A 26,235-nucleotide genomic window follows, 5' to 3' on the forward strand; every position below is an offset into this window, starting at 1 on the left:
GGGGAGCCTCTTATCATTTGGTCAACATTTATTGGGCAAGGTATCCGCCATCCACAAGGATAGTTGTACCCGTAACAAAGTCATTTTCAGCCAGGAATACGACAGCGTGAGCAATTTCTTCCGGTTTGCCCAGTCTTCCGATAGGGTGTTTAGCAACCAGACCATCATAGAATTCACCCAGTGCTTCTTTGTTGACCATACCACTTTCCACAAATCCGGGTGCAACTGCGTTGACACGAATGTTACGATCAGCATACTCCAGAGCAAGTGATTTCGTAATCTGATTGACTGCACCTTTGCTAGCCGCATAAGGCATGGATGTTGGTTCACCAACGGAACCCAGGATCGAAGAAGTGCTGATCACAGATCCTCCGCCGGTTTTCAGCATTTCGCGGATCGCATATTTTGCACCGTAGAATACACCGTCCTGGTTAATTGCAATGACGCGTTTATATTCCTCGTCAGTCAGTTCGTGCGATGGCTTTTGAACTCCAATACCTGCATTATTGAAGATGACATCCAGTTTGCCAAATTGCTTCACCGTTTCGGCTACCAGGTTTTCAACTTGTTTTTCATCGGCAACATTGACTTTGATGAACAGTACATCATCATTATAGGTTTGTTTTAATTCTTGCTCGGCAGCTTTGCCGTGCTCTTCATTATAATCGGCAATGACAACTTTGGACCCTTTATCCAAAAAGGCTTTTACTGTGGCCAAACCAATTCCGGAAGCTCCGCCTGTGATAATTGCTACTTTGTCTTTAAGATTAGTCATGGTGATTCCTCCAGTAATTGTTGTATTTTAAACAAAACAAACGTAATCATATGTAACCAAATTCATATGACATATGCAATGACGTGTGTTTTGTCATTTATTTGACACAATTAATCGTACTCCTGTTAATGAACATTGTCAAGCTACTATATATTTATCAGTTTACATGACAAGTAATGTTTAGCAAAAATCCTAAAACCCGCTCGGTTGTAATCATTTAATTCTCTTGTTATTGTGTTCCAAAAATCAGGGATTATGTACGCCGTTAGGACGGCCAGTCTTATTTTCTGATACAATATTAAACGAAAAAGGAGTGAGACACATGCTAGATTCAATTGATAGTCATATTTTACGCAGACTGACTCAAAACAGCCGGATTTCCTATACCGATTTGGCCAAAGAGGTTGGATTATCTGGAGTTGCCGTCAAAGAGCGCATTGACCGACTTGTTAATCAAGGAATCATTGAACAATTCTCCATTGTGATTAGTGCCGAAAAGCTTGGCAAGAAAATATCTGCATACTTGGAGCTTGAAGTGGAGCCCCTACACTTGAATCAGATCATAGACGTGTTGAAAAAAAATGATCAAGTCGCCGTATTGTACGAAATGACCGGGCCCTGCATTCTCCATATCCATATTCTCGTCGAGAGTATTGCAGAGATGGAACAATTCATGAATGAATCGATCTATTCGCTGGACGGTATTGTTCGTGCTGAAACGCAGATTCTCTTGAAACGGCATAAAAACCAGGATGGGTTGAATATTTAACAAACAAGAACCGTCAGGCATGAAGACCAACGGTTCTTTGTTAATATACTAAAGTTATTATTGCACTTTTAACTTCTGTTATTTCGTTTTGGACAGCTTGGCTTGATAGAAATCAGCAAAGTACTCACTAACCTCGGCCGACTTCTGGGCATTCATTCGGATAGGAGCAATCAGTTTAATAGTTTCTCCATTAAAAGTAGCTGTCGTTTCTCCAATTGTGGCTGACAGTTTATTGTCGTTGTACAGGATCGAAACCATTTTCGTTGCCGGCTCCCACTCGATCTGGGCACCAAACTGTTCAAATCTGCTGCGTAACGGTGTCATTTCCCGTTCCGCGTCTCCAAACAACTTCTTATCAATGACCGCATGAACACCCCAGTTTCCATCAACCACCTGTGTAACTCCAAAGTCAGTGGTTACCGACATTAACGAATAAGCCTCGTCTTCGGTTAATTGCATGCCTCTCATGAGAAAGGCCTTTGTTTTGTGCGCTGCGTCTTTCATGGCCTTGTCGAGAGAAGATTGATTGAAAATTTCCTTCTGGGCATTCTCACCCAGTTCAGCCAGATAGTTCGCGTAGCTGAAACCATGGACTACCCATTCGTTTTCGTTTTCCAGCAGAGGGAAGTTCAATTCCTTCAATTTGTTATTGAGCGTATCCTGCTTATGAAGAATAATCTGAACATCTCCGGTTACAGAGGTTTCAATTGCTGTTCCGTTCAATTCAGAGTCTCCCTGCCCTGCGTGTGGATCACCGATAGACAGCAGCGCCCCCGGCACGGAAACCGGATAGTACATGGTCGCCCCTTCAGTAACGCGCCAATCATCGATGTTGCCGCCATAATATGAAGGAGGAACAGAATCAACGATGTCAGCTTCCTTCGGCGCTACGCTCATCGTTCCGAAATGGAGCCGGACAGGCACTCGCACGTCTTTCAGTACATTGTGATTTTCCTTCACCGTTGTATGATCAACAATAACACCGGGATAATCTACTGTAGGATGTACATTGCCGTCAGGATCGGTTTGGGGAGTCCATCTGTAACTATATAGTGCCTTTGCATAATCCGTTCCGCCGTCTGAATCCATCTCGTAAATCGTCACGACCTCACGCGTTACCGGTTCCTCTTCCATCTCCCCATATAAGTAACCCCAGTTTGCTGCCACGTTGGAGCCGTATGTCTTTCCCGCGTATTCGCCGTTACCGTTTGGACGGAGTTTCATATCCAAAATCTTAACTTCCAGAATATCTCCAGGTTCCGCTCCCTCCACCGCAATGGGGCCTGTCATGATATGTACACCCGGTCCACGATCAGCTTCTGTCTTCTCCGATTCGTTCCAGTGAAAAATATCTTCGATTCCTGCGTCACCTTGGATCATTCGTTCATAGTCGTCTCCGGAATGATGAGTAATCGCCTCCACTGTAACGATATCTCCCGAATTAACTGTTAATACAGCATCCCCCTTACCGATGTTTCCCCACCGGATATTTTCTGAATTCGCCTTTAGAACATGTGTCCTTGGCTCGCTAACCCCCTCAACGATGTTAGCATTAGCTACATAAGAATTAGGAATCATCAGAACAGCAATGGAAAAAGCGACAAAGACGTTCCATTTCAAATGAATTTTCATTTAAAACCCCTCCTATCAATTGATTGTGTAAAGTTATCTAACTTGTTATGATCCAAAGTATAACAAACAACATTAAGGTTAACAATATAAAGTTTTTATTGCATTTTTATTTAATTTTTAATGAAACGATTCAAAATCCATTAATATTATTAACTTTCTCAATCCTCTCATGATTCTCGGAACAGTAGATAAAAGAAAAAAGCCGCCATTTGGCGACTCCTTAGCATTTCATACTATACACTGTGCATTTCCACAGACCACGTTTCTCCCTCTTCGAGATGAAGCTGGAACGTTCCGTTCTCTATGGGTTTCGTATTGAAATCCTTACTGACATGCAGCTTACAGATCCAATCCGGGAGCTGAAGCTTGGTGGCAATTCGGTGTCTGGCGGTTAACTCCGCTTGAAACGCTCCTGTTTTGCGATTCCATGCGAACGACAGAGTTCCTCCCTGGATACGCCAATTCTGCACCTCGCCCCGAGTCCAGCGTGCAGGAAGTGCCGGAAGTACCTTGATCAATTGTGGTGATACATAGAGCAGCATTTCCTGAATTGCGTTAACCCAACCCAAATTGGCGTCAAGCTGTACAGGAGCCGCAGGCAGAGGCAAGCATATCCCCATATTGCGCCAGTCATTATGCAGCGTGAATCCATTAGGAAGCAGGCAGGAGCGTGCAAGAACATTCAGACTTTCCAGCGCGCGCCCTCCATCACCGAGTCTGGCGTATATGGAGGACATATGCGCCAGAGACCAGCCACTCTGAGCTCCGAGTTTACGCTGATGTACCGCTGTCTCGAATGCCCCGAATAGTACCGGGTCCTCCTCCCGGCTGACTTCCTGTCCCGGAAAAACAGGATACAGATGGGATAGATGACGATGATTTTGCCGATCCTCAAACGCCGGATGCAGCCATTCCTTCACTGCCCCCTCCTCGTTCAATATGTAGGCAGGCAGTCGTTTCAGCATGGCTTCCCATTGCGGAATCTGACTAGTGTGAGTCCCGACAATCCGACTTGCCTCAATGGTATGCTGCAGCAGTTCCTTAATGATGGCGATGTCCATTGCAGCATTAATGGCGGTTGGCATGGGGTGTGCCAGCTGTCTCCCATCCCTTGGCATGAAGTTTTCTGGTGTGTTCTCGGGAGAAACGGATGGGTACATCTTGTACTGACCGTTTGGATCCAACACCATAAAGTCTTCGTAGAACAGCAGCGCCTCTCTCATAAAAGGAAGAGCCTCTTCACGCAGAAACTGCTTATCACCAGTGTACTTGTAATGCTCATAATAATGTCTGGCCAGCCAACCGGCTGCTCCCGTCCAGTTCATAATCACCGGGACAATTTGATTCGGGGCACCCATGCCCGGTGTGGTTCCAGCAGGGATAAAGATCCCACGGCAGCCAAAGAGCTTGCGAGCATTATCTCTGAACGTTTCCATCATGCCATTGTAATAGCGAAACAAAGAAAGGTTCAGGCGGGATAAACCTCCGACAGTGGAATGCCAATACATCATCTGCACGTTTTCGTTGGCCATGTTATGACCCCACATTAGTCGGTAATCCCCGCCCCATAGTCCATAAAGCCCGAAAGGCGTATTGCCACCTTCCGAGATTCCACTTATGAACAAATATCGGCCATACGCCCACATCTTTCGAAGTAACCCCGTGGGAGCCTCACCTTCATAGGCATCAAGCAGCAGTTCTTCATTACAACGCCCGTCATCAGCGGTATCATCCAGATCAAGTTTTGCCGAGTGGAACAATGCCTGATGAAGTGCCTTATGCCTGGATAGCAATGCATCATAATCGGTGTCAAACACAGCGAGTTCCTGCTTCAACCGATCCCATTCCTCTTCCCGTTTACCTGTGGCAAACCATTTAATAAGAACGAGCAGATTACCTGAAGTTTCAAAGGGAAGTCTTTCGTTTATCGCTTTTTCACCACGTTTATTGGGTTGGTTTTTGCTTGAAATGGTATGGATATTTCCGGGGAAATTTAACGTCCCAGTTACCGGATTCTTCTCTGACACATCTCCCACATGGATTAGACGGAGTACTGCTCCAAAATCCTGTCCGTCGTCATTTTGGCCGCCATAGAACAGGTAATTCTCATCTTCATCTGTTCTCACGGTTACGGACATTTTCAGTTTCAAGAACTGCTCGTCTTCCCGCTCGCGGTCACCTGGTGGAAACTGAAGACCAACATTTCCGGATAACAAGGGCTTGCCCGCTGTTTCCCAGCTCCTCCCCGGATCTGACTCTCCCAATTCATCGCCCGTTATTCTAAAGACAACACAATCATCCGCGCGGGAAACAAAAATGCTTCTCGAATAACTCCGTTTTGCCTCCTCCCACCGGACATGGATTTCCCCCGTTTCCATATCCAGTTCCCTGCGATATTTACGAAAAGCATTGTCACAGGCCATGGTTAGCGTCAATGCGGTCAGAGGAAAACGGGAAGCTAGCTTGGAGGCATATCCTTTGGTTTGCAGCGCACGAGTCAGATGCCAGCTCGCCTCCGGATAATGTTCCTCATCCATCAGCTTCCGGGTCTCTGCCAGTGTATGACTGACATCAGGCAGCTCATTCTTCTGACCCCAATGCCACAGTTCACTGTGCTGAAGCAGAATCATTTCCTCCTGTATGCCGCCTTGTACAGAGGCACCCAGCTTGCCGTTGCCGGTAGGAAGTGCCTCACGCCACATCCCCTTCCACCATGAAGCGGGGTACTTGAGTATCATTTTGTTTTTCTCCGGCCTGCTGCTTTGTGATCCGCTATGTTCCTTCACGCTTGCCTTGCTCCTCGCATCTCCATTTCAATACTGGCCAGCAGGAATGGAGCTACCCCCATTTGCACGTCGCTGACGATCTGTTCGCTGATATAATAGCCGTATGAACCGTCACGATATTTCTTCCCACCGAGCCCGGCCCCATGACAAATACGGTGCAGGTGCACTCCCTGTTCATCTTCAGTAACAAAGTGCTTTAGAATGCCTTCATAAGCGCGGTCAACAACTTTACGATCCAGCTCTGCTAGATAATGCAGCCGCTGGCCTTTCGCAAGTGCATAGGTCAGCATACAGGAAGCCGACGCCTCCAGATAGTTGCCTTCCCTGCCGTTCTGGTCCATTACCTGATACCACAGTCCGCTCTCCTGATCCTGGGCATGTGCAATCGCGTATGCCATCCTCTCGAATATACCCATGATCTGACCGCGCTGCGGATGATCGATTGGAAAATGCTCCAGTGCATCCACTACGGCCATCGCATACCAACCCATCGCTCTGCCCCAGACATGAAATGATTGACCGGTGTTTTTGTCGCACCAGCGCTGTTCCCTGCTCTCATCCCATGCATGATGCAGCAGGCCGGTCTGTGGATTGCGGGTTCTTCGCTCAATCAGCAGAATCTGACGGGCTACCTCATCGAAGCTCTCGGGGTGATTGAAAGTACTTCCATATTCGGCCAAAAACGGAGAGGACATATAAATCCCGTCCAACCACATCTGGAACGGATATATCTTCTTGTGCCAGAAACCGCCCTCACTGGTACGCGGCTGTCCTTTCAGTTGGTTGACCAGCTGCAGTATCGCTTGCTGGTATTTGTCTTCGCCCGTTCGCTTCCACTCTCTAAAGAGATTTTTGCCTTCGTTGATCATGTCCAGATTGTAATCCTCAAGTCGGTAGTTCCTGATCGTGCCATCCATCTCGATTAGACCATCCATATGGTGATGAACAAGTTCGCTATATCGGGGTTCGTTGTTCCATACTGCTGCTCGTTCCAAAGCCATGAGTGTCATGCCTGCAACATAACCCCATTTCCCTGCCATCTTCGGATGATTGCCATTCTGACATTCAGAGATCAGTGTATCCGCGATTTTGGCAGACATCCTGCTATCCTGTGCATTGACCTTTGTTAACGTTTCCGCCATCATAATCCCTCCCTTGTCATTACTCCTGCACCTACAAAATCCTACGTGTGCCGTAAATACGGCTTCCTACTCAGGTTAGAGGATTAAGCCCCTCCCATTGGACTGACCAGCTGCCGTCTTGCGGGAAACCCGGATTGTTCCCGCTATCCTCACCGCTCCAGCCCGCAGCCATCATGGCTACAGCAGTTAGCAGCCCCCCATTCCCCGGCAAATATGCCCATAATCCGGGTCTCTGATAGTTGTGTCCATTGGGCAAATACGTATTTTTGGTCGCATCCATCAGCAGAAAATCTACTGCCAGCCCAGGCTCCCCGAGTCTGGCCGCTGTCATCGCGCACATGGGAAAATCCCACCCCCATGCGGATTCCCAATCCCAGCATTCTTTTACTTTAAGCAATGTATTTTTCATGATGTCTTTGTCAATCAGCGTACCCGGTAGCAGCCCTAGCGCACCGAGCATCGAAGGATGATCATGGTTTTTGTCCGTAAATGTGTCAGGGCAATTCTCGTGCGCGAGATAGACCCCACCTTCATGTTTGGGACTCGCCATATGCGCCGCAACCTTTGTCCAGTCTGGATTCGCCGGCTGCTCCAGCCGCTCTGCCCAGAGTGTCGCAATTTCCAATCCAAACTTCCAGTATTCAAGCTCATAAGGCGGATTCAGGCTTTCGTTCATGGCATGATTCTCTTGTGCAGGGATCAGCGGTGGACCTAAAACATATGCCTCTCTTTCTCCATCCCAATGAGCATAAGACACCATAAAATCAGCGGCTTCAAAAACAATCTCCTTATAGTGTTCCAGCACAGACCGCTCAGGCTGGGCGAGATAACACATCTCGGCGAGTGCCATTGGATGAGGCTGCTGCCAGATTAATCCCGGCGCAACGGGTGAAGGTGTCTGTTTTCCGTTATAACCGACCATTTTGGGCCAGCGCGCCCCATCATATCTCTGTGAGCGAGCCAGCTCACGCGCTTCCGGCAAAATGGTAAGATACCAATCCATACTGCGACGAAGCAGATTGGTACGTCCCCACAGCGGAAAATGCGCAGCATGCCACCAGTGCATTTCCAGGTGCATTTTACCGAACCAGCTGTTATACATGTAGCCCGTCTCCTGAGGCGGCATGGTGCCGCCACTGTGCACGGCGCACAGGAACTGTGACAATACGATTCGGCGTTCCAGCTCAGCTGCGCGGGGATCTTGACTGCCGGACAAGTCCATTGCAGCTCCACTGTTCCAGAACTTCTCCCAGTGGGCCGAGCTTGCATGGAATACGGCATTCGCTGGTTGAGGTACTGGATCCAAGGCAGCAAAAGCAACACTGCAGGACCAGCTGTCGGCATTTTCTAAGGCTCCCGGAAGCAACGTAAACTCATGGGCTCCGGTTTGTTCCAGACTTCCAGCGTCCCAAATCCACTTCACGGCATATCCATCCTCATCCAGTGTGCGTTTCAATGAAGCCGAACTCGAATCGGCCGTCATTAGCTCGGTATGGTGTCTGCTCTCCTGCTCCCAATCGGGGAATACAGATTTGGACCAGCTCCGATGTGTCATATCCGGACATGGGAAAACAAGGAACAATTGGAGACGCCCCTTGCCGATTAGCTCTGAATGCACACGAATGCCCATACCATCCTTCTCCGGATCACAGGCAGTCTGCACCTGAACCTTAACGCCATCCACGGTGAACTCACTGTGCAGTGAACCTGTCCAGAGATTCAATTCCTGGCATACCGGAATCACATTGGCCGCTTCTTCTTCCTGTCCGTTTTCCTTCAGGAATCGAAACGATAGTCGTCCAAGCTGAAGACGATGCGGATTCTGCCGCAGCCAGTGGTAAGCCTCTTCTCTGTTTTCTGGCTTCATGGGATACTGCACCATACGACCGTACGTTTCAAACGACTGATAGACGATATCCTGATCTCCGAAGACCTGATGGCCTCCTGTATAATGCCAACCCCAATTGGACTGTGTACCAAGCGGTATCTCATATGCCTCCGGAAAGGTCTGAAGGCCCGTGAAATCAGCACTGAACGCAAATTCTCCGTTACCAACAGACAAAGGTGACCTGGGCTCAAGCCGTGTCAAAACCGGATGATTTCTGGTGACAATCGATTTACGGTCCATGTGTAAACTTGCCTCCCTTGTGTCTTAAATACTTCATTTGAAAGAACCTAGGATTCCAGCAAGGAATCCCTGCGACTCCGCATCATTTCCCTGTATTTCCCCGGGGTGATATCCTTGGTTTTGCGATATACACGAATAAAACTGTTCTCATGCTGGTAGCCCACCATGGAAGCGATTTCGGATATTCTGTAGTCGGTATCCAACAGGAGCTCACAAGCCCGCTCCATTCGCAGCTTTGTAAAATATCCATGAATCGTATCGCTCATCTCCTGCTTGAACAACTGACTCGCCAAACTGGAGCCAATGCCCACATGCTCGGCAATGTCCTGAATGCTGACAGGGTCTTCCAGATGGTCTTTCATAAAAGCAATCATCTGTTGGCAAACGATATAATCCTTGCTAAGCTGCATGCTGTCATACCAGGCTGCCAATGCCCCTACTTCCTGCCGCAGCATAGTCCTTGCAGATTCCATATGCATCGTTCGCAAGCCCGAAATTCTGAACCCGCATCCTTCGCCATCTCGTTTCAAACGAATGCGTTCCAGTGTCTCGGCTGCAGACTCCAGAAAAGCAAGTGCCGAGGAAGGGTGCCACTGCTCTACCTCCATCCGGCTGAATGTTTTATCCATGATCTTTATAGCTTCTTCAGCGCTGCCGGCTTCAATCGTTTCAGTCAATGTGGACATGAATTCATTTTCTTCTGCAGCTTTTCCTGGCTCTGGATTGCCAGAGACATCCTCAAACTGAATCACTTGTTCATACCCGCGGTACAATCTGTATTCCAGAGCGCTGTCCGCTTCTTGCATTGCCTGTTGAAGGCGCATAAACCCTGCATGATACTCGCTTACACCAGCTGAAACCTGAAACTTAAGCAGCCTCGGAATCATCCTCAGTGCATCTCCAATGGCTGAGGCTGCTATCAAGTCCCTACCAGATTCAAGCGGTTGGAGCATCACCAGCAATCGGTCTCTGCCCAGATCCGCAGGAATGACACGCCATTCCCCGGACAGTAGTTCAGCAATGATGTTGGCAATCGCAAATTTCAATAGAGACTGATCTGACTTCTTAAATCGTTCACACCATGAATGATAGTCGTCGATAGACAGCATGGCTACTGCGAGTGAATTATCGCTCCAATCCTTGAAGTATCGGTTCCACTTTTCACCGATCTCGCGGTAACCCGTCATATTTCCTGCATAGATATCGGTCAGAAATTTGGAGGAAGCTTCCGGAAGTGTCTGTCTGAGATTTATTGCTTGCTGCGCATGATCTGTAAGCAGCTGCCCCGTTATTTTTTCGAGATCGATGAGCTCCGGACTGATTCGCTCACGGTCATAGCCGCTAAGAAGTTGTCTCATTCGTTTTACCGGTTTCAAGGCGGCTGTGTTGTAAAATGTAATTGCAGCTGCCCCCGCTGCAAGAGCGAGCAGAGATACGATGAATACGATGTTACGGATCTTCTGGGCATTGGCCAGTAAACTATCTTGGGAAATAACCGACAGGTATCGCCATCCGGTATATGGTGAAATGGTCTGCGAAGCCAGCAGCAGCTTGCCTTCGTGCTTGAACTCACCTAGTTTTTCTCCTTCGAGCTGTGTGAGAACCTGCTCTACTGCATCCTCTCCGACTGGATAATTGCCGAGCTCATACAAAGGTTTGTTGTCCGCATCCAAGATGAAGCGATGATTATCGAGGTCCGAGATGGAAGAGAGAAGCATGTGCTTAAACATCTGATCGGTCTTGAAATTGATGGCGATGATCCCCTTTAACTGACCGGCCAGCATAATCTTCCGATATAGTGTAATCTGTGAAACGGATTTTCCCGAACCTGCTGCAATCTCCCGCTGTTTCACCAACATGGGCCGGTCATCCAGCTCAGCAGCCACACCAACCCAGCCTGAATCAGGAAAATTGGTTTTACTCGAACTGTAGCCTTGAGGAAAAGCAACCATGCTCTCCCGTTCTACATCATAAATGTAAGCGCTCTTAATAAAAGGCGTACTGCTAATTAAGGTTTCAAGAAACTGCACCAATTCCGTAACGTTCCGATATGATCCCTGAAGCTCATTCGTGAGAAATCGATACACATTAGTATTCAACGCAATTTTTACAGCAATCTGGTCGCTCTCCCGGATGACTTCATCAATGTCATTCATGCTAATGCGCAGCATCTGGTGCTGTGGTTCACTGAGCTCCTGCTGTAATACCGATTTGGCAGAATAGTACGTTGTCATGCCTACCGCAATAATAATCATGAAGACAACAATGGTCAGAATTAGCAGCAGCCGGGTCTGGGTATTGGTGATATTGAATTTCAACCACTTCAAAAAGGAAAGGGTCACAGTTATCTCCCACCTTATGTGCAATATACCGCAATTATACAGTTCATGCCTGCTCAATACGACCCGGCCTTACAGCCTATTTTGCCTTACCATGGTATCCCGATCTCTTATTTATCCGCAGTTCCGGCGGTTTCCGCAGTTGTAAGATCGGCCTGCTCATTAAGCATATTCATATTCCTCAGCTCGGCTCGAAATCAATGACCCCCATGTTCACTTCCTCCTAGCATTCTGTATAGGCACTGCATTTCCCCATCCACCAAGCACAGCGTCTATGGATATGGGGCGGTGCTCGGAGACGGAACGCCATACTGCTTCTCCGGCAGCGACGGAATATGCTCCATCTGCCGCACCCGACAAAATCCGGAAGGGACGCCTGCGATCTTCACCGAGAAAAATATCCTCAAGCAGCAGGGGATCTCCTCCGCCATGTCCGCCTTCCCGGTGTACGACATGAATGGTCTCTTTGGATCCAAACAGCGGGAAATAGTCAATGGTCTGGACCGGAGTCGGAAAAGGCGTGCGGCCAGGCATATGGTATTCGAGCGTCTCCAGTCTCCCTTTTGTACCATTCACGGCCAACCGATAACCTTCATAAGGAAGCGAGAAATTGACTGAATAACTCAGAAGTGCACCGCCGTTATATCTCACTGTCGCCGTATACGTATCTTCAATCTCAATGGTGGAATCAAATATGCATTGATCCGGACGATATGATGTGTATGGAAAATCCGTATTGTCCGCTCCTAGCAGATTCAGATGGTCATCCGGAACACGGACCTGGCGGCTGCGCGGTGTCCAGCGAGAATAATAGGCACAGTCTTCCGTAACATTGCACGTACGACAGTGTCGCCCATCTTCACGGGCCGGGTTCCACTCGCCATCTGCACCGTAATAGTTTAGTGCTCCATAGGCAAAGACCTCCACCGGTTTTTGGTTAATCCACCACTGGACCAAATCAAAATGGTGGGTGCTTTTATGAACGGATAGTCCACCCGAGAAAGCCCGTTCGCGATTCCAGCGTTTGAAGTAACTCGAGCCGTGATGGGTATCGATATACCAGTTGAGATCAATTGAAGTGACACGGCCAATTTTGCCTTCCTGTATCATTTCCTTGATCCGCATGTGAATGGGCATATAACGATAGTTGAATGTAACGATTACACTCCCCTGACTCACTGCTTCTGCATCCAAAATGCGTCTGGCATCTGCCCCGGTTGTAGCCATCGGTTTTTCAGTAATCACGTCCAGATCTCGCTCGAGCGCCGCTGTTATATAGTGGACATGGGTATCATCCCTGCCAGCCACAATAATACAGTCTGGCTTTGTCTCCTCCACCATGGCAGCAAAATCAGCAGCTCCATACACAGCAATTTCGGAGTGGTGCGGAAAGCGCGCACGGTAGGCCTCGAAACGCGCAGGATCCGTATCCAGCAGTGCCACGACCTCCGAATTGTGGGAAAACAACTCATGAATCGGTTTGGCGAACTGGCCCAATGCTCTGCCACTTACCCCACAGATGGCGTATCTTTTTTTCATTTTTTCACCTTCTCATACCATTCCTGCACCCGCTGGGTGACTACTTCGCCTCCGGAGGCATTCCATTTCTTCACGTATTCATCATAAGCCTCCAGCGGCAGCTCCCCGATGACGATCTTGGTCAATACCTCCTGAAAGAGTTTGTGTGACTGAATATCAGGAAAACCCTCATACACGGAAGCCGGGAGTCCATCACCTGCAATTTGCCGGGCATCGGCTGTGCTGACTACAAACATGTCTTTTACCATCTGCTGCTGATCCTCCGGATAAGTCTCTTCAATTCGCTTGTTCATGTCATCTGCAGTGGTCAAATTCTTCATGCCCAGTGCAAGCGGTTTGTTGTCGGCCGGCGGGAGAATGACTTTGCGCCCGTCCTGAACTTCATGCTGCTCCCCTTCCAGACCGAATCGGACAAACTCATCATTTTCGGGATTGTAAAAGAAATCCAGCAGCTTCAGTGCATTAGCTGCATTATCCTGCTTGGCGGCTGGAATCATCCATTCGGGCTCCCCCATGCTCTTTTGCGTTACAAAGGCTTCGAATCCATCGGCCTTCGGCAATGGCATTGCTGCGATATAAGCATCTGGAGCCTGTGTCAGCATGGCATTATAACGATCACGGACATTTGCCGGTAAGTGATACCAGCTGCCCACCAGGTTATTGTTAATTTTGGCTTGCCACACTTCTCCTTTGTTCAGGAATGTTTCATTGTCCAGCAGTTTTTCGACATATAGCATACGGATGAACTTGATCGCCTCTCTCATATTGTCCGTCGTTCCTGCATATTGGATCTTGCCGTCGTACTCATCCCATTCCGGATACCCTTCCCACATGGCTACCCCGTACATGGCAAACAGATGATCCATCCATCTTCCGAACTCCCTTCCACTTGTCGGCAGCTCATCCGCTTTGCCATTGCCGTTCGGATCCTTGTCACGGAAGGCTTTGAGCACTTCCACATATTCATCCACGGTCGTTGGCATCTCCATGCCTACCTTATCCAGCCAATCCTTCCGGATCAAAGGTGCACGTTCCGGGACAAGGAATACTTTGGGCACATAATAAATTTTGCCGTCCGGAGAAGCTGAACGAACGATATCCCAGGCTTCCTGGGGAATACTCTCCCAGACATGCGGAGCATACTCAGGCAGCAATTCATCCAGCGGCAGTGCTCCACCCTGCTGGATCAGCGTTTGCTCTACGCCTCCAATTGGCCGTAGAATATCCGGCAGCTCATCCGAAGCGATCATCAAGTTCAAGTATTCGGATGGTTCCGAGCCGGGGGGCGTCGTAATCAGCTCGTATTGGACACCCGTCTGATCAGCGATATATTTCACGTGTGGATCATCAGGAGCCGGCATGCTCCCGATCCCCATATGGCTTTTGAATACTTTGACGATAGGAACACCGGAACCCCCCTCACCGGTAGCGTTCCCTGAATTGCTGGCGTTGGAACTGCAGCCGGCAACGACCAGCATGGCAATACTGAGTACGATGGGCACTATCTTTTGGGTCAATTGTTTTCTCATAGAATCATCCCCTTGTCACGGTTTATTCTTTCAGCGATCCTAGCAATGAACCTTTCACAAAATATTTCTGTAAATAAGGATACACCAAAATAATGGGAACGCTTGCAAAAAGAATCGTCGCAGCTTTCAGTGTGGTTGTGTTGAAGTCGTAGTCGTCCAGAAACATGTTGACCTGAGCCAGTTCTTCCGGGCTGGTCAAATAGGCACGCAGCTTCATCTGAAGGGGCCACAGATCAGGATCGCGAACGAAGAGTACCGCGCGTTGGAACGTGTTCCAGTACCCTACGGCATAGAACAGACTGACTGTAGCAAGAACCGGTTTGGATAACGGCAAATAAATCTGGAACAGGATTCGAAAATCATGACAACCATCGATCCGGGCGGTGTCATCCAGTTCCTTCGGCAAATTCATGAAAAACGTACGCAGAATCACCATGTTGAATGTGCCGATGACGCCCGGAATAATCAGAGACCAGATGGAATTCATCATGCCCAGCTCTCTTACCGTCAGGAAAAACGGAATCATCGGAGCATTGAAAATCATGGTGATCACGATACCCAGCATCACCTGTTTGCGAATCAGAAACTCTTTGCGTGATAGCGGAAAAGCCGTCAGCACGGAAAAGAGCATACTAAGCGCTGTACCAGCCACCGTAATGAATACGGTTACACCAAACGATTGCCATAAGCCCGAGCTCTGCAAAATGTGCTTCCAGGAAGCCAACGTGAAGCCGACCGGCCACAGGAAAACTTCCTTGGAATCGGCGGCAACCGGAGAACTCAGGGATACTGCAAGCAGATGAAGCAATGGCAAAATCATGGTTAAGGCCGCAGCTGTCAGGAAAACATAGTTGGCGACTTGAAAGCATTTTTCACCAAAGGTCTGTTTCATCACCACAACCCCTCCCCAGTCTTTTTGGCCAATCGATTGAAGACCCAGAGCAGGATAAACCCGATAACGGATTGGAACAGCCCAATAGCCGTGGTGACACTATACTGCCCTTGCAGAACACCTGAGCGGTATACATAAGTTTCAATAATATCCCCTACCGAATAGGTCATCGGCGTCAACAGGTTATATACCTGATCAAAACCGAGCTCCAGGAAGTTCCCGATATTGAGCAGGAACAGGATTAGGATCGTCGGGAACAACGCGGGCAATGTAATATAAATCGCTTGTTTCCACTTGTTGGCTCCGTCCATGACGGCAGCTTCATATTGGGTTGGGTCTACGCCGCTTATGGCTGCAAGATATATAATGGTTCCCCATCCAACTTCCTTCCAAATGGACGAGAGCACAACAATCGGACGGAAATACTGTTCCTGCTGCATATACAGAATGGGTTCGAAGCCGAACCATCCACGGACAGCGTTTACAAATCCACCCGAGGCAAGCACTTCAAAGACAATCCCTCCCACGACAACCCAAGAGAGGAAATGGGGCAAATAGAACAAACTCTGCAAGAAGCGTTTTGCGAGCATTTTTCGTACTTCGTTGAACAACAGCGCAAGCAGAATCGGGGCAGGAAATCCGACCACCAGTTTGTAAAAGGCAATCAGAGCTGTGTTCCGAAGAACATTGTAGAAGTCCTGATACGTAAAGATGAATTTGAAATTATCCAGACCGACCCATGGGCTGCTCCAAATACCTTTCATAATTTGAAAGTTCTGAAATGCGATTACGCTGCCTCCCAGTGGAATGTACTTAAAAATGATGTAAAACAAAATGCCGGGAAGGATCATGACATACAACATCCAATGTTTTCTCATGTTTCGCAAATACCCTTTTTTGACGGGTTTATTGACTGTAACTCCGGTTTGCCGTGCAGATGTTTCCGTCAGCTCAGCCATATGATTTTGGGCCCCCTTTAGCAAATGATGGTGTGAATGACGAGCAGGATCCTCTGTTCACATATTAAGGGCAGGCAGCGTGAGCGACAATCGTGCAATCGGCCAAACCATGAACCAATCGCTTACACAGCAAGCTTTTGCAGGATCGGTTCATTCGCTGGAGAAATGGTTGGTGCTGTCATCCGGCAAAAAAAAGGCGCCAATATGGCGACCTCAAGGCATAGATGTTTCCTATCATTGTTCAGGGTGCTCCCTTTCAAATAAAAAGACGAAGTTCAATTTTTAATAATCAATGTGCCGCTGTCATTCTGTCGTTAATTTCTCATCTTCTGATTTGGATGCAACAAAAAACCTTCAAGAACAATGTCTTGAAGGTTTGATGGTGTTTATGAGGTTTAGAGTACTTTCTCCAAAAAGCTGATTGTACGTTCATGCTTCGGATTACCGAATATTTCGGCAGGAGTCCCCTGCTCTACAATGTATCCGCCATCCATGAAGATAACCCGGTCTGCAACTTCACGAGCAAATCCCATCTCATGGGTAACGATCATCATCGTCATTCCTTCGCTGGCGAGGTCTTTCATTACACCCAGAACTTCACCAACCATCTCAGGATCAAGCGCGGAAGTTGGTTCATCGAACAGCATCACGTCCGGGTTCATCGCGAGCGCACGGGCAATCGCCACCCGCTGTTTCTGACCCCCGGAAAGTTTGTTTGGATAGCTATCCGCTTTGTCTGACAAACCTACCCGATCAAGTAAACGAAGAGCCGTTTCCCGAGCCTGCTGCTCGTTCAATTTGCCAAGCTCTCTTGGTGCGAACATGATATTTTTAAGCACGCTGAAATGAGGAAACAGGTTAAAATGCTGAAATACCATACCGATATTTTCACGTGCTTTATTGATATTGGTTTTAGGATCATTCAGATCCTGGTCATCCACGATAACCCGGCCTGCAGTAATCTCTTCCAATTGGTTAATGCAGCGCAAAAACGTACTTTTCCCCGAACCGGAAGGCCCGATGACACAAACAACTTCACCTTCGGTGACGGTCATATCGATTCCCTTCAAAACCTGATTCGAGCCAAAACTTTTTTTCAATCCTTCGACCTTAATTTTACCCACGGCGAACCTTCACCTCCAGATGGTCAGCGATTTTAGTCAATGTAATGATGACAATCAGATACATAATAGCAACCGTTAACCAAATGTCAAAAGAGGCGAACGTTCTTGCAATGACAATTTTACCTGATTGCGTCAACTCCACCAAACCAATGACGGACAAGATCGACGTATCTTTCAGTGTGATGACCATCTGATTAATAAATGATGGAATCATAATCCGGATGGCTTGAGGAATAACGATCTTCATCATGGCTTTACGATAAGGAAGTCCAAGTGAACGGGCGGCTTCCATCTGTCCACGATCAATCGATTGAATACCCCCACGAATAATTTCGGTTACATATGCCCCTGCATTCAGACTCAATGTCAAAATGGCTGCCAGGAACAATGGCATCGTGAAGCCCAAAGCCTGCGGAATCCCGAAATAGATAAAGAAGGCCAGGACAATCAATGGAACCCCGCGGAATATATCCACAAATACGGTGGCAACACCGCGAAGGAATCTATTTTGTCCCACTTTCATAAATCCGAAGATCAAGCCCAGGATAAAGGCAAAAAACAATGAAACAATGGTGTATAAGAGCGTTTTTCCCAGACCTTTGAATAGGGACGGGAGTGATTTCTGGACCAGCTCCCAGCGACCCAGGGTAGGGGTTGAAGCATTTTCACCAACATATGTCTCAGTAATGCGTTTATACTCACCGTTTGCCTTGATATTCATTAGTCCATCATTGAACATTTGTAGAAGTTCCTGATTCTGCCCTTTGCTTACGGCAAACCCATAGGAACCTCCTTTTTCTGGTTTAGTAACAATTTTAAGACCGTTATTCTGTTTGACCCCATAAGCCAATACAGGGAAATCTTCAAAACAAGCGACGGAATTACCGGTTTTGACATCATCATACATTTGTGAAGAGTCATCAAACGGCACAATGGTAAAGCCATACTCCGAAGCAACAGACTCCGCAAAAGTGTATCCTTCTGTTCCCGTTTTCACGGCGACTTTTTTGCCGCGGAGGTCTTCGTAACTTTTCACGGTATCGTTATTGGCGCTGATACCCATAACCACACCTGAATCGAAATAAGAATCTGAAAAATCAAACTTTTGTTTTCGTTCATCGGTGATACTCATCCCTGCAATGACGCCATCCACCTGATTCGACTCAAGTGCCTGAACAGCTGCGTTAAAACCGAGAGCTTTAATTTCATACTTAAAATTTTGATCTTTTGCAATGGCGTCGAGCAAATCCATGTCTATGCCTACAAAATCACCATTCACATCCTGAAACTCAAACGGAGCAAATGTAATGTCTGTGCCGATAACATAGGTTTTGCTGGCATTGGATTCTGCGTCCGCAGCGCCTGCCCATCCGGATAATCCCGTCACCAAGAGCAGCACTAGCGAAAGTACAAAAAATGAGACCTTTGTTGTTTTCATATGTCCTCCTCTTCTCGGTCCTCTACGTTTTTCTGTGTTACATTTTTTTCAGACGTATTGCTCATTATACAGTCATATTGATTTCATGAAAATAAACATTTTAAATTTTAAGTTTTCATTTCTTTTCCAATCCGACTCTTACAGGAACATCGCTTAAGTATAGTCTTGAAGACCATCTTCATTTACCGTTGTAATATGCACTCGCCCAAGTTTTTATTCCAACCGATATACATTTCTTGGTGACCATTACCTATGTGTTTTTTTCTTGCTCCATTCATTCGAGATATGTTTATCATTTACAATAATCCCTCTTTCAATTAAAAAAGTTTGACGTCAGATTAGGAGGTGCTCCCTTTCAGAGGTGCATCTTCCATTACCTTATTAAGCACTCACTTGAAACACTTTTTCCTTTTTCTCTCTCGACAGCAGACGCTGATGGGCAATCCAGAGAAAAGGCAGGCCGAGCGCTGTCATGAGAGCCAGCGGGACAAAGACGTTTAGCCCATTCTCTGCACCATACTGGCTAAGAAGCAGGCCGCCAAACACAGGTGCCATCACACTGCCCAAATGATTAAATCCAATTGTGCCGAAGTAAATGCCTTTACTTTCCGGCTTGGCTATCCGGTCGATTAACAGGTCCATCATGGTAAACAGCAGAACTTCTCCGATCGTAAACAGTATGACACTGATGAACAGAAGTGTTAAACCTTCAGCCCATCCAAACAGCAGCAGACTCGCAGCGAGCAAAATGTTGCCAATGATGAGAGAGACAATGGGCGAATAATGTCTTGCCGTTCGCACAATCGGGTACTGTACAACCAGCACGGTCACCGCATTAAGGGAGAACATGTAAGAGAAAATCCGGCTTCCATCCTCAAAATGCGGTTTCAGGGTCAGATACTGCGCTAACGTTGAACCGAAATGACCAAAGCCCAGTTCACAAAAGGTTGTTCCAATGAGTACCATCAGGAAAACCCGGTCTCGAGTGGTTGTAGCTAACGCATCTCGCAAGCTTGGGGCAGGACTTTCGGTGAGTTTGGGGAGATTGGCATGCCAAGATTGAAACTGAACGAGTAAGACCAGACCATAGACGATGTAAACCATTCCAGAAATAACAAATGGAAACGTGGATTCAGCTGATCCAAGGTAAAGACCAATGATCGGCCCAAATACAACGCCGAGGTTTATGGCAGCATATCGCAGATTGAACACAAGCAGCTTATGCTGGGAAGAAGTGATATCCGATAAAAGTGCACGTGATGTTGGCTCGAAAACGGCCCGGCACAACCCATTCAGCGTATTGGCAATAAAAAATACCCATAAGTGGTTTGCAGACGAAAAGATGAAAAACACGCCTGCCCAGCTGAAGACCGAGACCAGCATGACGATCTTGCGACCAATCCGATCAGAGATATATCCTCCGTAAAAACTGATTAACACTCCAGCCAGCGAACTTACGGCAACCGTTACCCCTGTTTCTGTTGGTGAAGCACCTAGTACGCGAGTTAAATAGATGGATAAAAACGGAATGCTCATGGAGGTCACAAGACGTCCAAACATGGTTCCGATGATGATTGTCCATGCCAAAGGGTGTATTTGTCGCAGATGATGCTTCATAATGTATGTTTCTCCTATTCCATAAATTTTGTGCAGAAGGGACTGCCTTTTGCCCGCTTCATTAGATATAATTGTATGGATCAAAGGGGGAAATAAAAGTGTAATCAATTTACGTTGTGTTTCACCCTTTATAAAGGAGCAATACATATGGATACATCGACATCCCACTATATTCGGCTTGCTACTTCAGAGGAGCTGTCCGATAAACTGAATGAACCCACTCCGGTTACGATAGAAAGCCTGTCGGCTGAGCTATTCTGCACTCCCCGGAATGTGAAGTTCATTCTACGAAAGCTGGAAGCTAAAGGTTTTATTCGCTGGCAACCAGGCATCGGCAGAGGGCATCATTCCAAGCTGACATTACTGCGCAGTGTTGATGAAGTATTGGAGGAACGGTTTCTAAGCCTCATGGAGAGAGGTAAAATGAAGGAAGCTGTCGAATTTATCGGCACTCTGAATACTCTCGACAATAATGAGGCTATTCGACAGCGGCTGTTGAGTTTGTTAAATAAACAAATGGGATTTCACAGTCATACGGAAACGAACTCCGGTCAGGATGTGCTTCGCATGATGCGATCGCGCCGCATGGGCAACCTGGACCCTGCTTCGGTGTATACTGCGTTTGAAACCTATCTGCTGGGTCAGATTGGCAGTACATTAATTACATTTGATGCCATAAACGAAACATTCCAGCCAAGTCTGGCACATATGTGGGAATGCAGCGAGGACCACAAGGTGTGGATCTTTTATCTACGCAAAGGTGTGCGATTTCATCATGGTCGCACCATGACTTCACAGGATGTCCAAGCCACTTGGCAGCGGCTGCATGATGTGAAAAGCCCCTCCATTTGGCTATATCGGGACATCGAGCATGTCGAACTCGCCGGGGATTACTGCATTCGGTTTTGCCTAAGTCGTCCCAATCGCTTTTTGCTGCACTTGTTCAGCAGTATTCCCATGACGATTCTCCCCTTCGATATTGATCATTCCAAACAACTGATTGGTACCGGGCCCTTTCAGGTCAGTGAACAGAGTGAAGATGTACTGGTACTGCGTGCATTCGATAACTATTATGGTATTCGCCCACATCTGGATCAGGTGTATATTTGGTTTCTGCCCGATTTGGGGACCCAGGATCGGTACTATGAGCTTCAAGGAACCGACCGTTTGAAAATGTCTTCGGACTATGAAAAAACTAAAGATATTGACTATCCTGCACTTGGCTGTCAGTATTTGCTGTTTAACTTTCAAAAGTCAGGCATTCATCATCACCCACATTTTCGCCATGCGATGCGTATCGTTTATGATTCTGCAGCTCTTGTAACAGAGCTGGGAGGTAGTCTGATTACACCAGCGAGCAGCTTTCTTCCTTGGATAAGTGCCGGGCAACATTGGACTGAAGCTGCACTCGATCATGCTCATGAGCTGCTGAACAGCAGTGGTTATCAGGGCGAGACTATCCTTCTGTCTTGTACAGCGAACAAGGACCGGAACGTTGCGGATTGGCTGCAGCAGCGAGGAGCAGCCATTGGACTGCATATTGAAATAGTTGCTTCGTCCGATAACCTCCAACCTGAAGAGACGACATTTGCGGATCTCATCCTGGCTGAAGAGATACTGGAGCAAGATTGGCAATACGGTATGATTCATTATTTCAAAACACTGTCCAATCAGTTCAACACGTGCATGTCAATTGAACAGCAATCTGTACTGGATCAGAAATTAGAGCATTTCCTTCAGCTCAATGATCAGGATCGGGTAGCTCTGCTCTATGAAGCCGAGGAAGAGCTGCGTACAAATTACTGGATTTTGCATGGTGCCCATCTAAATAAAAGAGCGCAGCTGAATCAAAGCCTTTTCGGTCTACAAACATCCGATTTCGGTTTTATGGACATTTCGAAGATATGGATCAAACAGTAAATGAATATCGAAACATAAAAAAGACTTCCGCCCAAAACGGAAGTCCTTTTTTATCGCTATCTAATTTTTAATTTAAAGTAACTCCAACCGACGTTTCACATGCTTAACTTATGTTATCTATCCATCATCATTCATCATGAGCCATATCGTGCTCCAACCTTTTTTTCTGCCATAGTTCCATGAATGGTTTGCAATTCCGAATCAGTTCATCGAAAGACCCGTGACCAGCAACTCTTCCGTTGTCCATGACGACGATCTGATCAACCTGCTGAAGAAAGTTCAACCGATGAGCTACAATGATGATTGTTTTATCGCTGAATTCTTGAAGGATCGTCTCCATGACGCTTTTCTCCGTAATATTATCCAGTGCTGACACAGGTTCGTCCAGAATTAACACGTTTCTGCGCTGGAACAGGATTCGGGCAAATGCAAGCCGCTGACGTTCTCCTCCAGACAACTTTACCCCTCTCTCACCAACAAGAGTATCCAATCCCTCCGGTAACTTCAGGATCGTATCTTTCAGGTACACCTTCTCCAATAATTCATAGATGGCTTCATCGGAGACGGGTTGATCAAAACAAATATTGCACCGAATGGTTGTATCGAAGATTGGGGTCTCCTGTGATAAATAGGAAATATGTTCATAGTAGGTATTCAGCTTCAGCTCATCGATGTCCACGCCGTCCAAAAGCAGCTTTCCGCTGTCCTTTTTCACCAATCCGGTCAACAACTTGATCAACGTTGATTTCCCTCCTCCACTCATGCCCACCAGTGCAACAGACGTCCCTTGGGGAATGGTCAGAGATATGTTCTTCAGGATCGAATGCTGAGCATAACTGAACGAGACGTTTCTAAATTCAATTTCACCCTTGAGGTCAGCAAGTTCACGACCTGAATCCAGGTTGCGGTCTTCCGGAGCGTGAATAAATGCTTCAAACCGTTTGTATGTCACTTGATTCAGCCGGTAATCCACGAACAATACGTTGAATATGGCAATAGGTGAGTAGATCTTCTCGATAAAAAGGAACAATGCCACGATAACGCCAATGGATGAATCACCTGCAATGACGCTTTGAACGCCGAAGAACAGGATTACGAGCTTAATGATTGTAATAAACACCTCAAATATGGCGAAAAAGGCTTCATGGATCATGCGAAGCTGCGCGCTTTTGTTAATAATCTGACGGGCAGAAGCGCTGAGCTTGGCCATCTCCTTTTCATATCTTTTATTCGTTCGAAACACGACCAGTTCCATGAAACCGCGTATGGAATACCGGGACATGGACTCCTGTTCATTCAAAATGATGGATTTCATCCGGTATAGAAATTTCAAAAGCAGGTTGGTTACCACCAAGATGACAACATAACCTATCGCAATAATCAGCATGATCCGCGGGTCATAGAAGCTGATAAACAGCAAGCTGAACAAGATGGTTGGCAGCAGTTCATGCAACGTTTTGAGGATAAATCCATATATGATTTCGTTCCCGGCTTCAGCGCCGTTCTCAATCACTTTGATCATCTGCCCGGTTCCGATGTTCTGATATGCCTGATAATCGATTTTTGAAATTTTGGCCAGGGCCATCAGTTTTAGTTGCTCGCTGATGCTCTTGGACAGATATACGCTCGGATATTCGTCCACATAATTCAAAATGACCGTCCCCACAAGCAGCAACCCGTATATGATGATGAAATGGATGATCTCGTCCATCCGGTTCGCCTGCACTGCCGTATCCAACACCTTCTGGAAAAACACGATCCCCAGGCTGCTGAACAGCTGAATGCTGCATCCCACCGCAATATATAAGAGAATCCACCATTTTAATTGAATCAGACATTGTTTTAACACAGCTCTCAAGCTCTTCTATCTTCTAAAATGAGAAAAAGCCAGACGGTTCCAGTCATGGACATGTCAAAGCCCTCATGATGAGAACTGACCTGTTCCACGATCGGTAGTGTCCTGGCTTGTACACAAAATGACTGCCTGGGCACCGTTCAATGTTTCCAGTTTCATGCGATCAAACGGGCACAGAACCCCCTTGATAGCCGGTACGCGTTTTGATCCGGCCCGAAAACTAGATACTTCGAACGATGCGGTAAGACATTCATTTCACCTCAATTCCAAAGATATGTTTCAGTATAGCCCTCTGATACCGCTAAAATCAACCTAATTATTTCCAGATTATTATTGAAAGCTGTCTTTTCTCATCCAGATTGCTCTGAATCAATACTTATAATATATGTATAACGATACACAACAACCCCCATAGCGGACCTGGTTAGGTGCCTGCTATGGGGGTTCTGGTCATTACCTTTTAAAGATTAGTGTGGCAGGTTACCACCTGTTTGCGATTCAATCATGGATGGGGCAAAACCATTCAGCATTTGCTGCATGTCTTGTTGGGCAAGTTGAGGCACTTGATAGAAACCATTTTTATTTTGATAAATGGAGATCTCATATGCCATCTCAATACAGTTCGGCAATGAATCTGCCAGTACCCGACGCACAACCGGATTGGTTGATTCCATCGCAGCTGTTGTTTTCATAACAGCACCCGATTTTACGGCATTCAACATGCTAAGCGAGATGCTTTGGTCACAGATTTCGGTAGCGGAAAGCATCGGCTTTTTCGGTTGGCTTGGTTTTAAGCCATATGTGAAGTCATTGTCCTGTTTCATTTTGTAGCTTTGCGTTGGTTTGGATGGGTCCTGTCCTGTTTTAAAGCATTCCAACGTAATGTTGTATTCTTCGGACATAAATTGCTTCTGACGCATCAAAATATCACGAAGCTCCGGATCCTTCACATGTTGGCTTAGCATGGTATAGGTGTTCAATGTATTGATTGCCCCCGACAGCACCTCGTTTACATCAAACATTTCATGTCCACCATGATTGAGTTGTGGTGGAACCGTACCTGTTTCGACGTTTTGGTGATTTTGCATTTGCATGTAGTTAACCTCCTAAAGTGTGTGTGTCTTTGCGCAGTCCGAGGTTTATTATTATTTTTATTACCCCAAGCTATTCAGATACTTTTTTAAATTCCGTGTATATTTTTTCAAAACAGTGACCTTTGTTGATACCTTGCATAGGCTGATGCATACCATTTAGGAGGGATTCACTTGTATACTTATGAAGCAAATCGACAACAACACCTGGCTTGGCATGAAACTTTGGAGCTCCATGAACTAACAGCTTTTCAGAGTAACCAGTTAACTCATTTTAAGATGGTCCTAAATGATGTAAAGAACCCTGCTCTTCATTCCTTGTATCAGGAAGCCATCCGGACTATTGAACAGAACTTAAAAGAGCTTCTTCACTACTATCCCCTCGCGCCTGTAGGAAACAGAAACAGTGGCAATGAAAAGGATATGACTGCATTCTACGCCGGACAGTTGTTGGGATTTGCCAAAACCTCAGTACGCAACTATGCAATAGCGATCACTGAAACGGCTACCCCTCAGCTGCGTGAAACGTTACAAAAACAACTAAACGGTGCCATTCAGTTACATGGTAAAGTGTTTTATTTTATGCTGGAGCAGGGGCTGTATCCTTCTTATGACCTGCCTAAGCTCCTGGCTAACGATGTTGACATGGCAAACAAAGCAATTTCTTTATAAGTTTAAAATGTTAAAACAAGCAGGCTTT

The 26,235-nt window shown here is 46.8% G+C and carries 18 protein-coding genes; 3 read left to right on the forward strand and 15 right to left on the reverse strand.

The window, feature by feature from the left end; genetic code table 11:
* Positions 1–28 precede the first annotated feature (28 nt).
* Positions 29–775, reverse strand: coding sequence for an SDR family NAD(P)-dependent oxidoreductase (locus tag AB3N00_RS04460; RefSeq protein ID WP_413033497.1), 747 nt, complete (start codon positions 773–775; stop codon positions 29–31).
* Positions 776–1,097: 322 nt separating this feature from the next.
* On the opposite strand from AB3N00_RS04460, the gene AB3N00_RS04465 reads away from it, so the two are divergent.
* A complete protein-coding gene (locus tag AB3N00_RS04465; protein WP_413033498.1) occupies positions 1,098–1,544 on the forward strand; it encodes an Lrp/AsnC family transcriptional regulator in 447 nt (148 codons plus the stop codon).
* A 78-nt stretch (positions 1,545–1,622) separates the two neighbouring features.
* Here the strand turns inward: AB3N00_RS04465 and AB3N00_RS04470 are convergent, their stop codons facing one another.
* From AB3N00_RS04470 to AB3N00_RS04525, 12 genes are all read right to left on the reverse strand, one after another.
* The gene (locus AB3N00_RS04470) at positions 1,623–3,176 is read right to left on the reverse strand and encodes an acetamidase/formamidase family protein (protein ID WP_413033499.1); all 1,554 of its coding nucleotides are present in this window, start codon (positions 3,174–3,176) and stop codon (positions 1,623–1,625) included.
* Positions 3,177–3,409: 233 nt separating this feature from the next.
* On the reverse strand, positions 3,410–5,962 hold the full coding sequence (locus AB3N00_RS04475; protein WP_413033500.1) for a glycosyl hydrolase family 95 catalytic domain-containing protein: 2,553 nt from the start codon (positions 5,960–5,962) through the stop codon (positions 3,410–3,412).
* Positions 5,959–7,104, reverse strand: coding sequence for a glycoside hydrolase family 88/105 protein (locus tag AB3N00_RS04480; RefSeq protein WP_413033501.1), 1,146 nt, complete (start codon positions 7,102–7,104; stop codon positions 5,959–5,961). The genes AB3N00_RS04475 and AB3N00_RS04480 overlap by 4 nt, the downstream gene beginning before the upstream one ends.
* Before the next feature lie 70 nt (positions 7,105–7,174).
* On the reverse strand, positions 7,175–9,232 hold the full coding sequence (locus AB3N00_RS04485) for a glycoside hydrolase family 65 (protein WP_413033502.1): 2,058 nt from the start codon (positions 9,230–9,232) through the stop codon (positions 7,175–7,177).
* A 47-nt stretch (positions 9,233–9,279) separates the two neighbouring features.
* A complete protein-coding gene (locus AB3N00_RS04490) occupies positions 9,280–11,559 on the reverse strand; it encodes a helix-turn-helix domain-containing protein (protein WP_413033503.1) in 2,280 nt (759 codons plus the stop codon).
* 225 nt (positions 11,560–11,784) lie between these two features.
* Complete coding sequence (locus AB3N00_RS04495; RefSeq protein ID WP_413033504.1) at positions 11,785–13,110, reverse strand: Gfo/Idh/MocA family protein; 1,326 nt, start codon at positions 13,108–13,110, stop codon at positions 11,785–11,787.
* A complete protein-coding gene (locus tag AB3N00_RS04500) occupies positions 13,107–14,639 on the reverse strand; it encodes an extracellular solute-binding protein (protein ID WP_413033505.1) in 1,533 nt (510 codons plus the stop codon). The genes AB3N00_RS04495 and AB3N00_RS04500 overlap by 4 nt, the downstream gene beginning before the upstream one ends.
* 22 nt (positions 14,640–14,661) lie before the next feature.
* Positions 14,662–15,531 carry a carbohydrate ABC transporter permease gene (locus tag AB3N00_RS04505; RefSeq protein WP_413033506.1) on the reverse strand — a complete coding sequence of 290 codons (870 nt, stop codon included), beginning with the start codon at positions 15,529–15,531 and terminating at the stop codon, positions 14,662–14,664.
* Complete coding sequence (locus tag AB3N00_RS04510) at positions 15,531–16,490, reverse strand: ABC transporter permease subunit (RefSeq protein ID WP_175396576.1); 960 nt, start codon at positions 16,488–16,490, stop codon at positions 15,531–15,533. Before AB3N00_RS04510 ends, AB3N00_RS04505 begins: the two co-directional genes overlap by 1 nt.
* Positions 16,491–16,885: 395 nt before the next feature.
* Complete coding sequence (locus AB3N00_RS04515; protein WP_175396574.1) at positions 16,886–17,614, reverse strand: amino acid ABC transporter ATP-binding protein; 729 nt, start codon at positions 17,612–17,614, stop codon at positions 16,886–16,888.
* Positions 17,607–19,052: an amino acid ABC transporter substrate-binding protein/permease gene (locus tag AB3N00_RS04520; RefSeq protein ID WP_413033507.1), complete on the reverse strand. Its 1,446-nt coding sequence runs from the start codon at positions 19,050–19,052 to the stop codon at positions 17,607–17,609. The genes AB3N00_RS04515 and AB3N00_RS04520 overlap by 8 nt, the downstream gene beginning before the upstream one ends.
* Positions 19,053–19,433: 381 nt before the next feature.
* Complete coding sequence (locus tag AB3N00_RS04525) at positions 19,434–20,669, reverse strand: MDR family MFS transporter (RefSeq protein ID WP_413033508.1); 1,236 nt, start codon at positions 20,667–20,669, stop codon at positions 19,434–19,436.
* 147 nt (positions 20,670–20,816) lie between these two features.
* Between AB3N00_RS04525 and AB3N00_RS04530 the strand changes: the two genes are divergently transcribed.
* Positions 20,817–22,589, forward strand: a complete 1,773-nt coding sequence (locus tag AB3N00_RS04530; protein WP_413033509.1) for an ABC transporter substrate-binding protein — start codon at positions 20,817–20,819, stop codon at positions 22,587–22,589.
* 127 nt (positions 22,590–22,716) lie between these two features.
* Here AB3N00_RS04530 and AB3N00_RS04535 read toward each other — a convergent pair whose 3' ends face one another.
* The gene (locus AB3N00_RS04535; protein WP_413033510.1) at positions 22,717–24,438 is read right to left on the reverse strand and encodes an ABC transporter ATP-binding protein; all 1,722 of its coding nucleotides are present in this window, start codon (positions 24,436–24,438) and stop codon (positions 22,717–22,719) included.
* Between the two features lie 473 nt (positions 24,439–24,911).
* Entirely contained in the window at positions 24,912–25,538 is a 627-nt protein-coding gene (locus AB3N00_RS04540; RefSeq protein ID WP_413033511.1) for a spore coat protein, read from the reverse strand.
* 171 nt (positions 25,539–25,709) lie between these two features.
* Here AB3N00_RS04540 and AB3N00_RS04545 point away from each other — a divergent pair, with 171 nt between their 5' ends.
* A complete protein-coding gene (locus tag AB3N00_RS04545; protein WP_413033512.1) occupies positions 25,710–26,207 on the forward strand; it encodes a spore coat protein in 498 nt (165 codons plus the stop codon).
* Positions 26,208–26,235 lie beyond the last annotated feature (28 nt).

It is taken from the genome of Paenibacillus xylanilyticus (genome assembly GCF_047246825.1).
In the GTDB taxonomy this organism is placed as follows: Bacteria; Bacillota; Bacilli; order Paenibacillales; family Paenibacillaceae; genus Paenibacillus; species Paenibacillus xylanilyticus_B.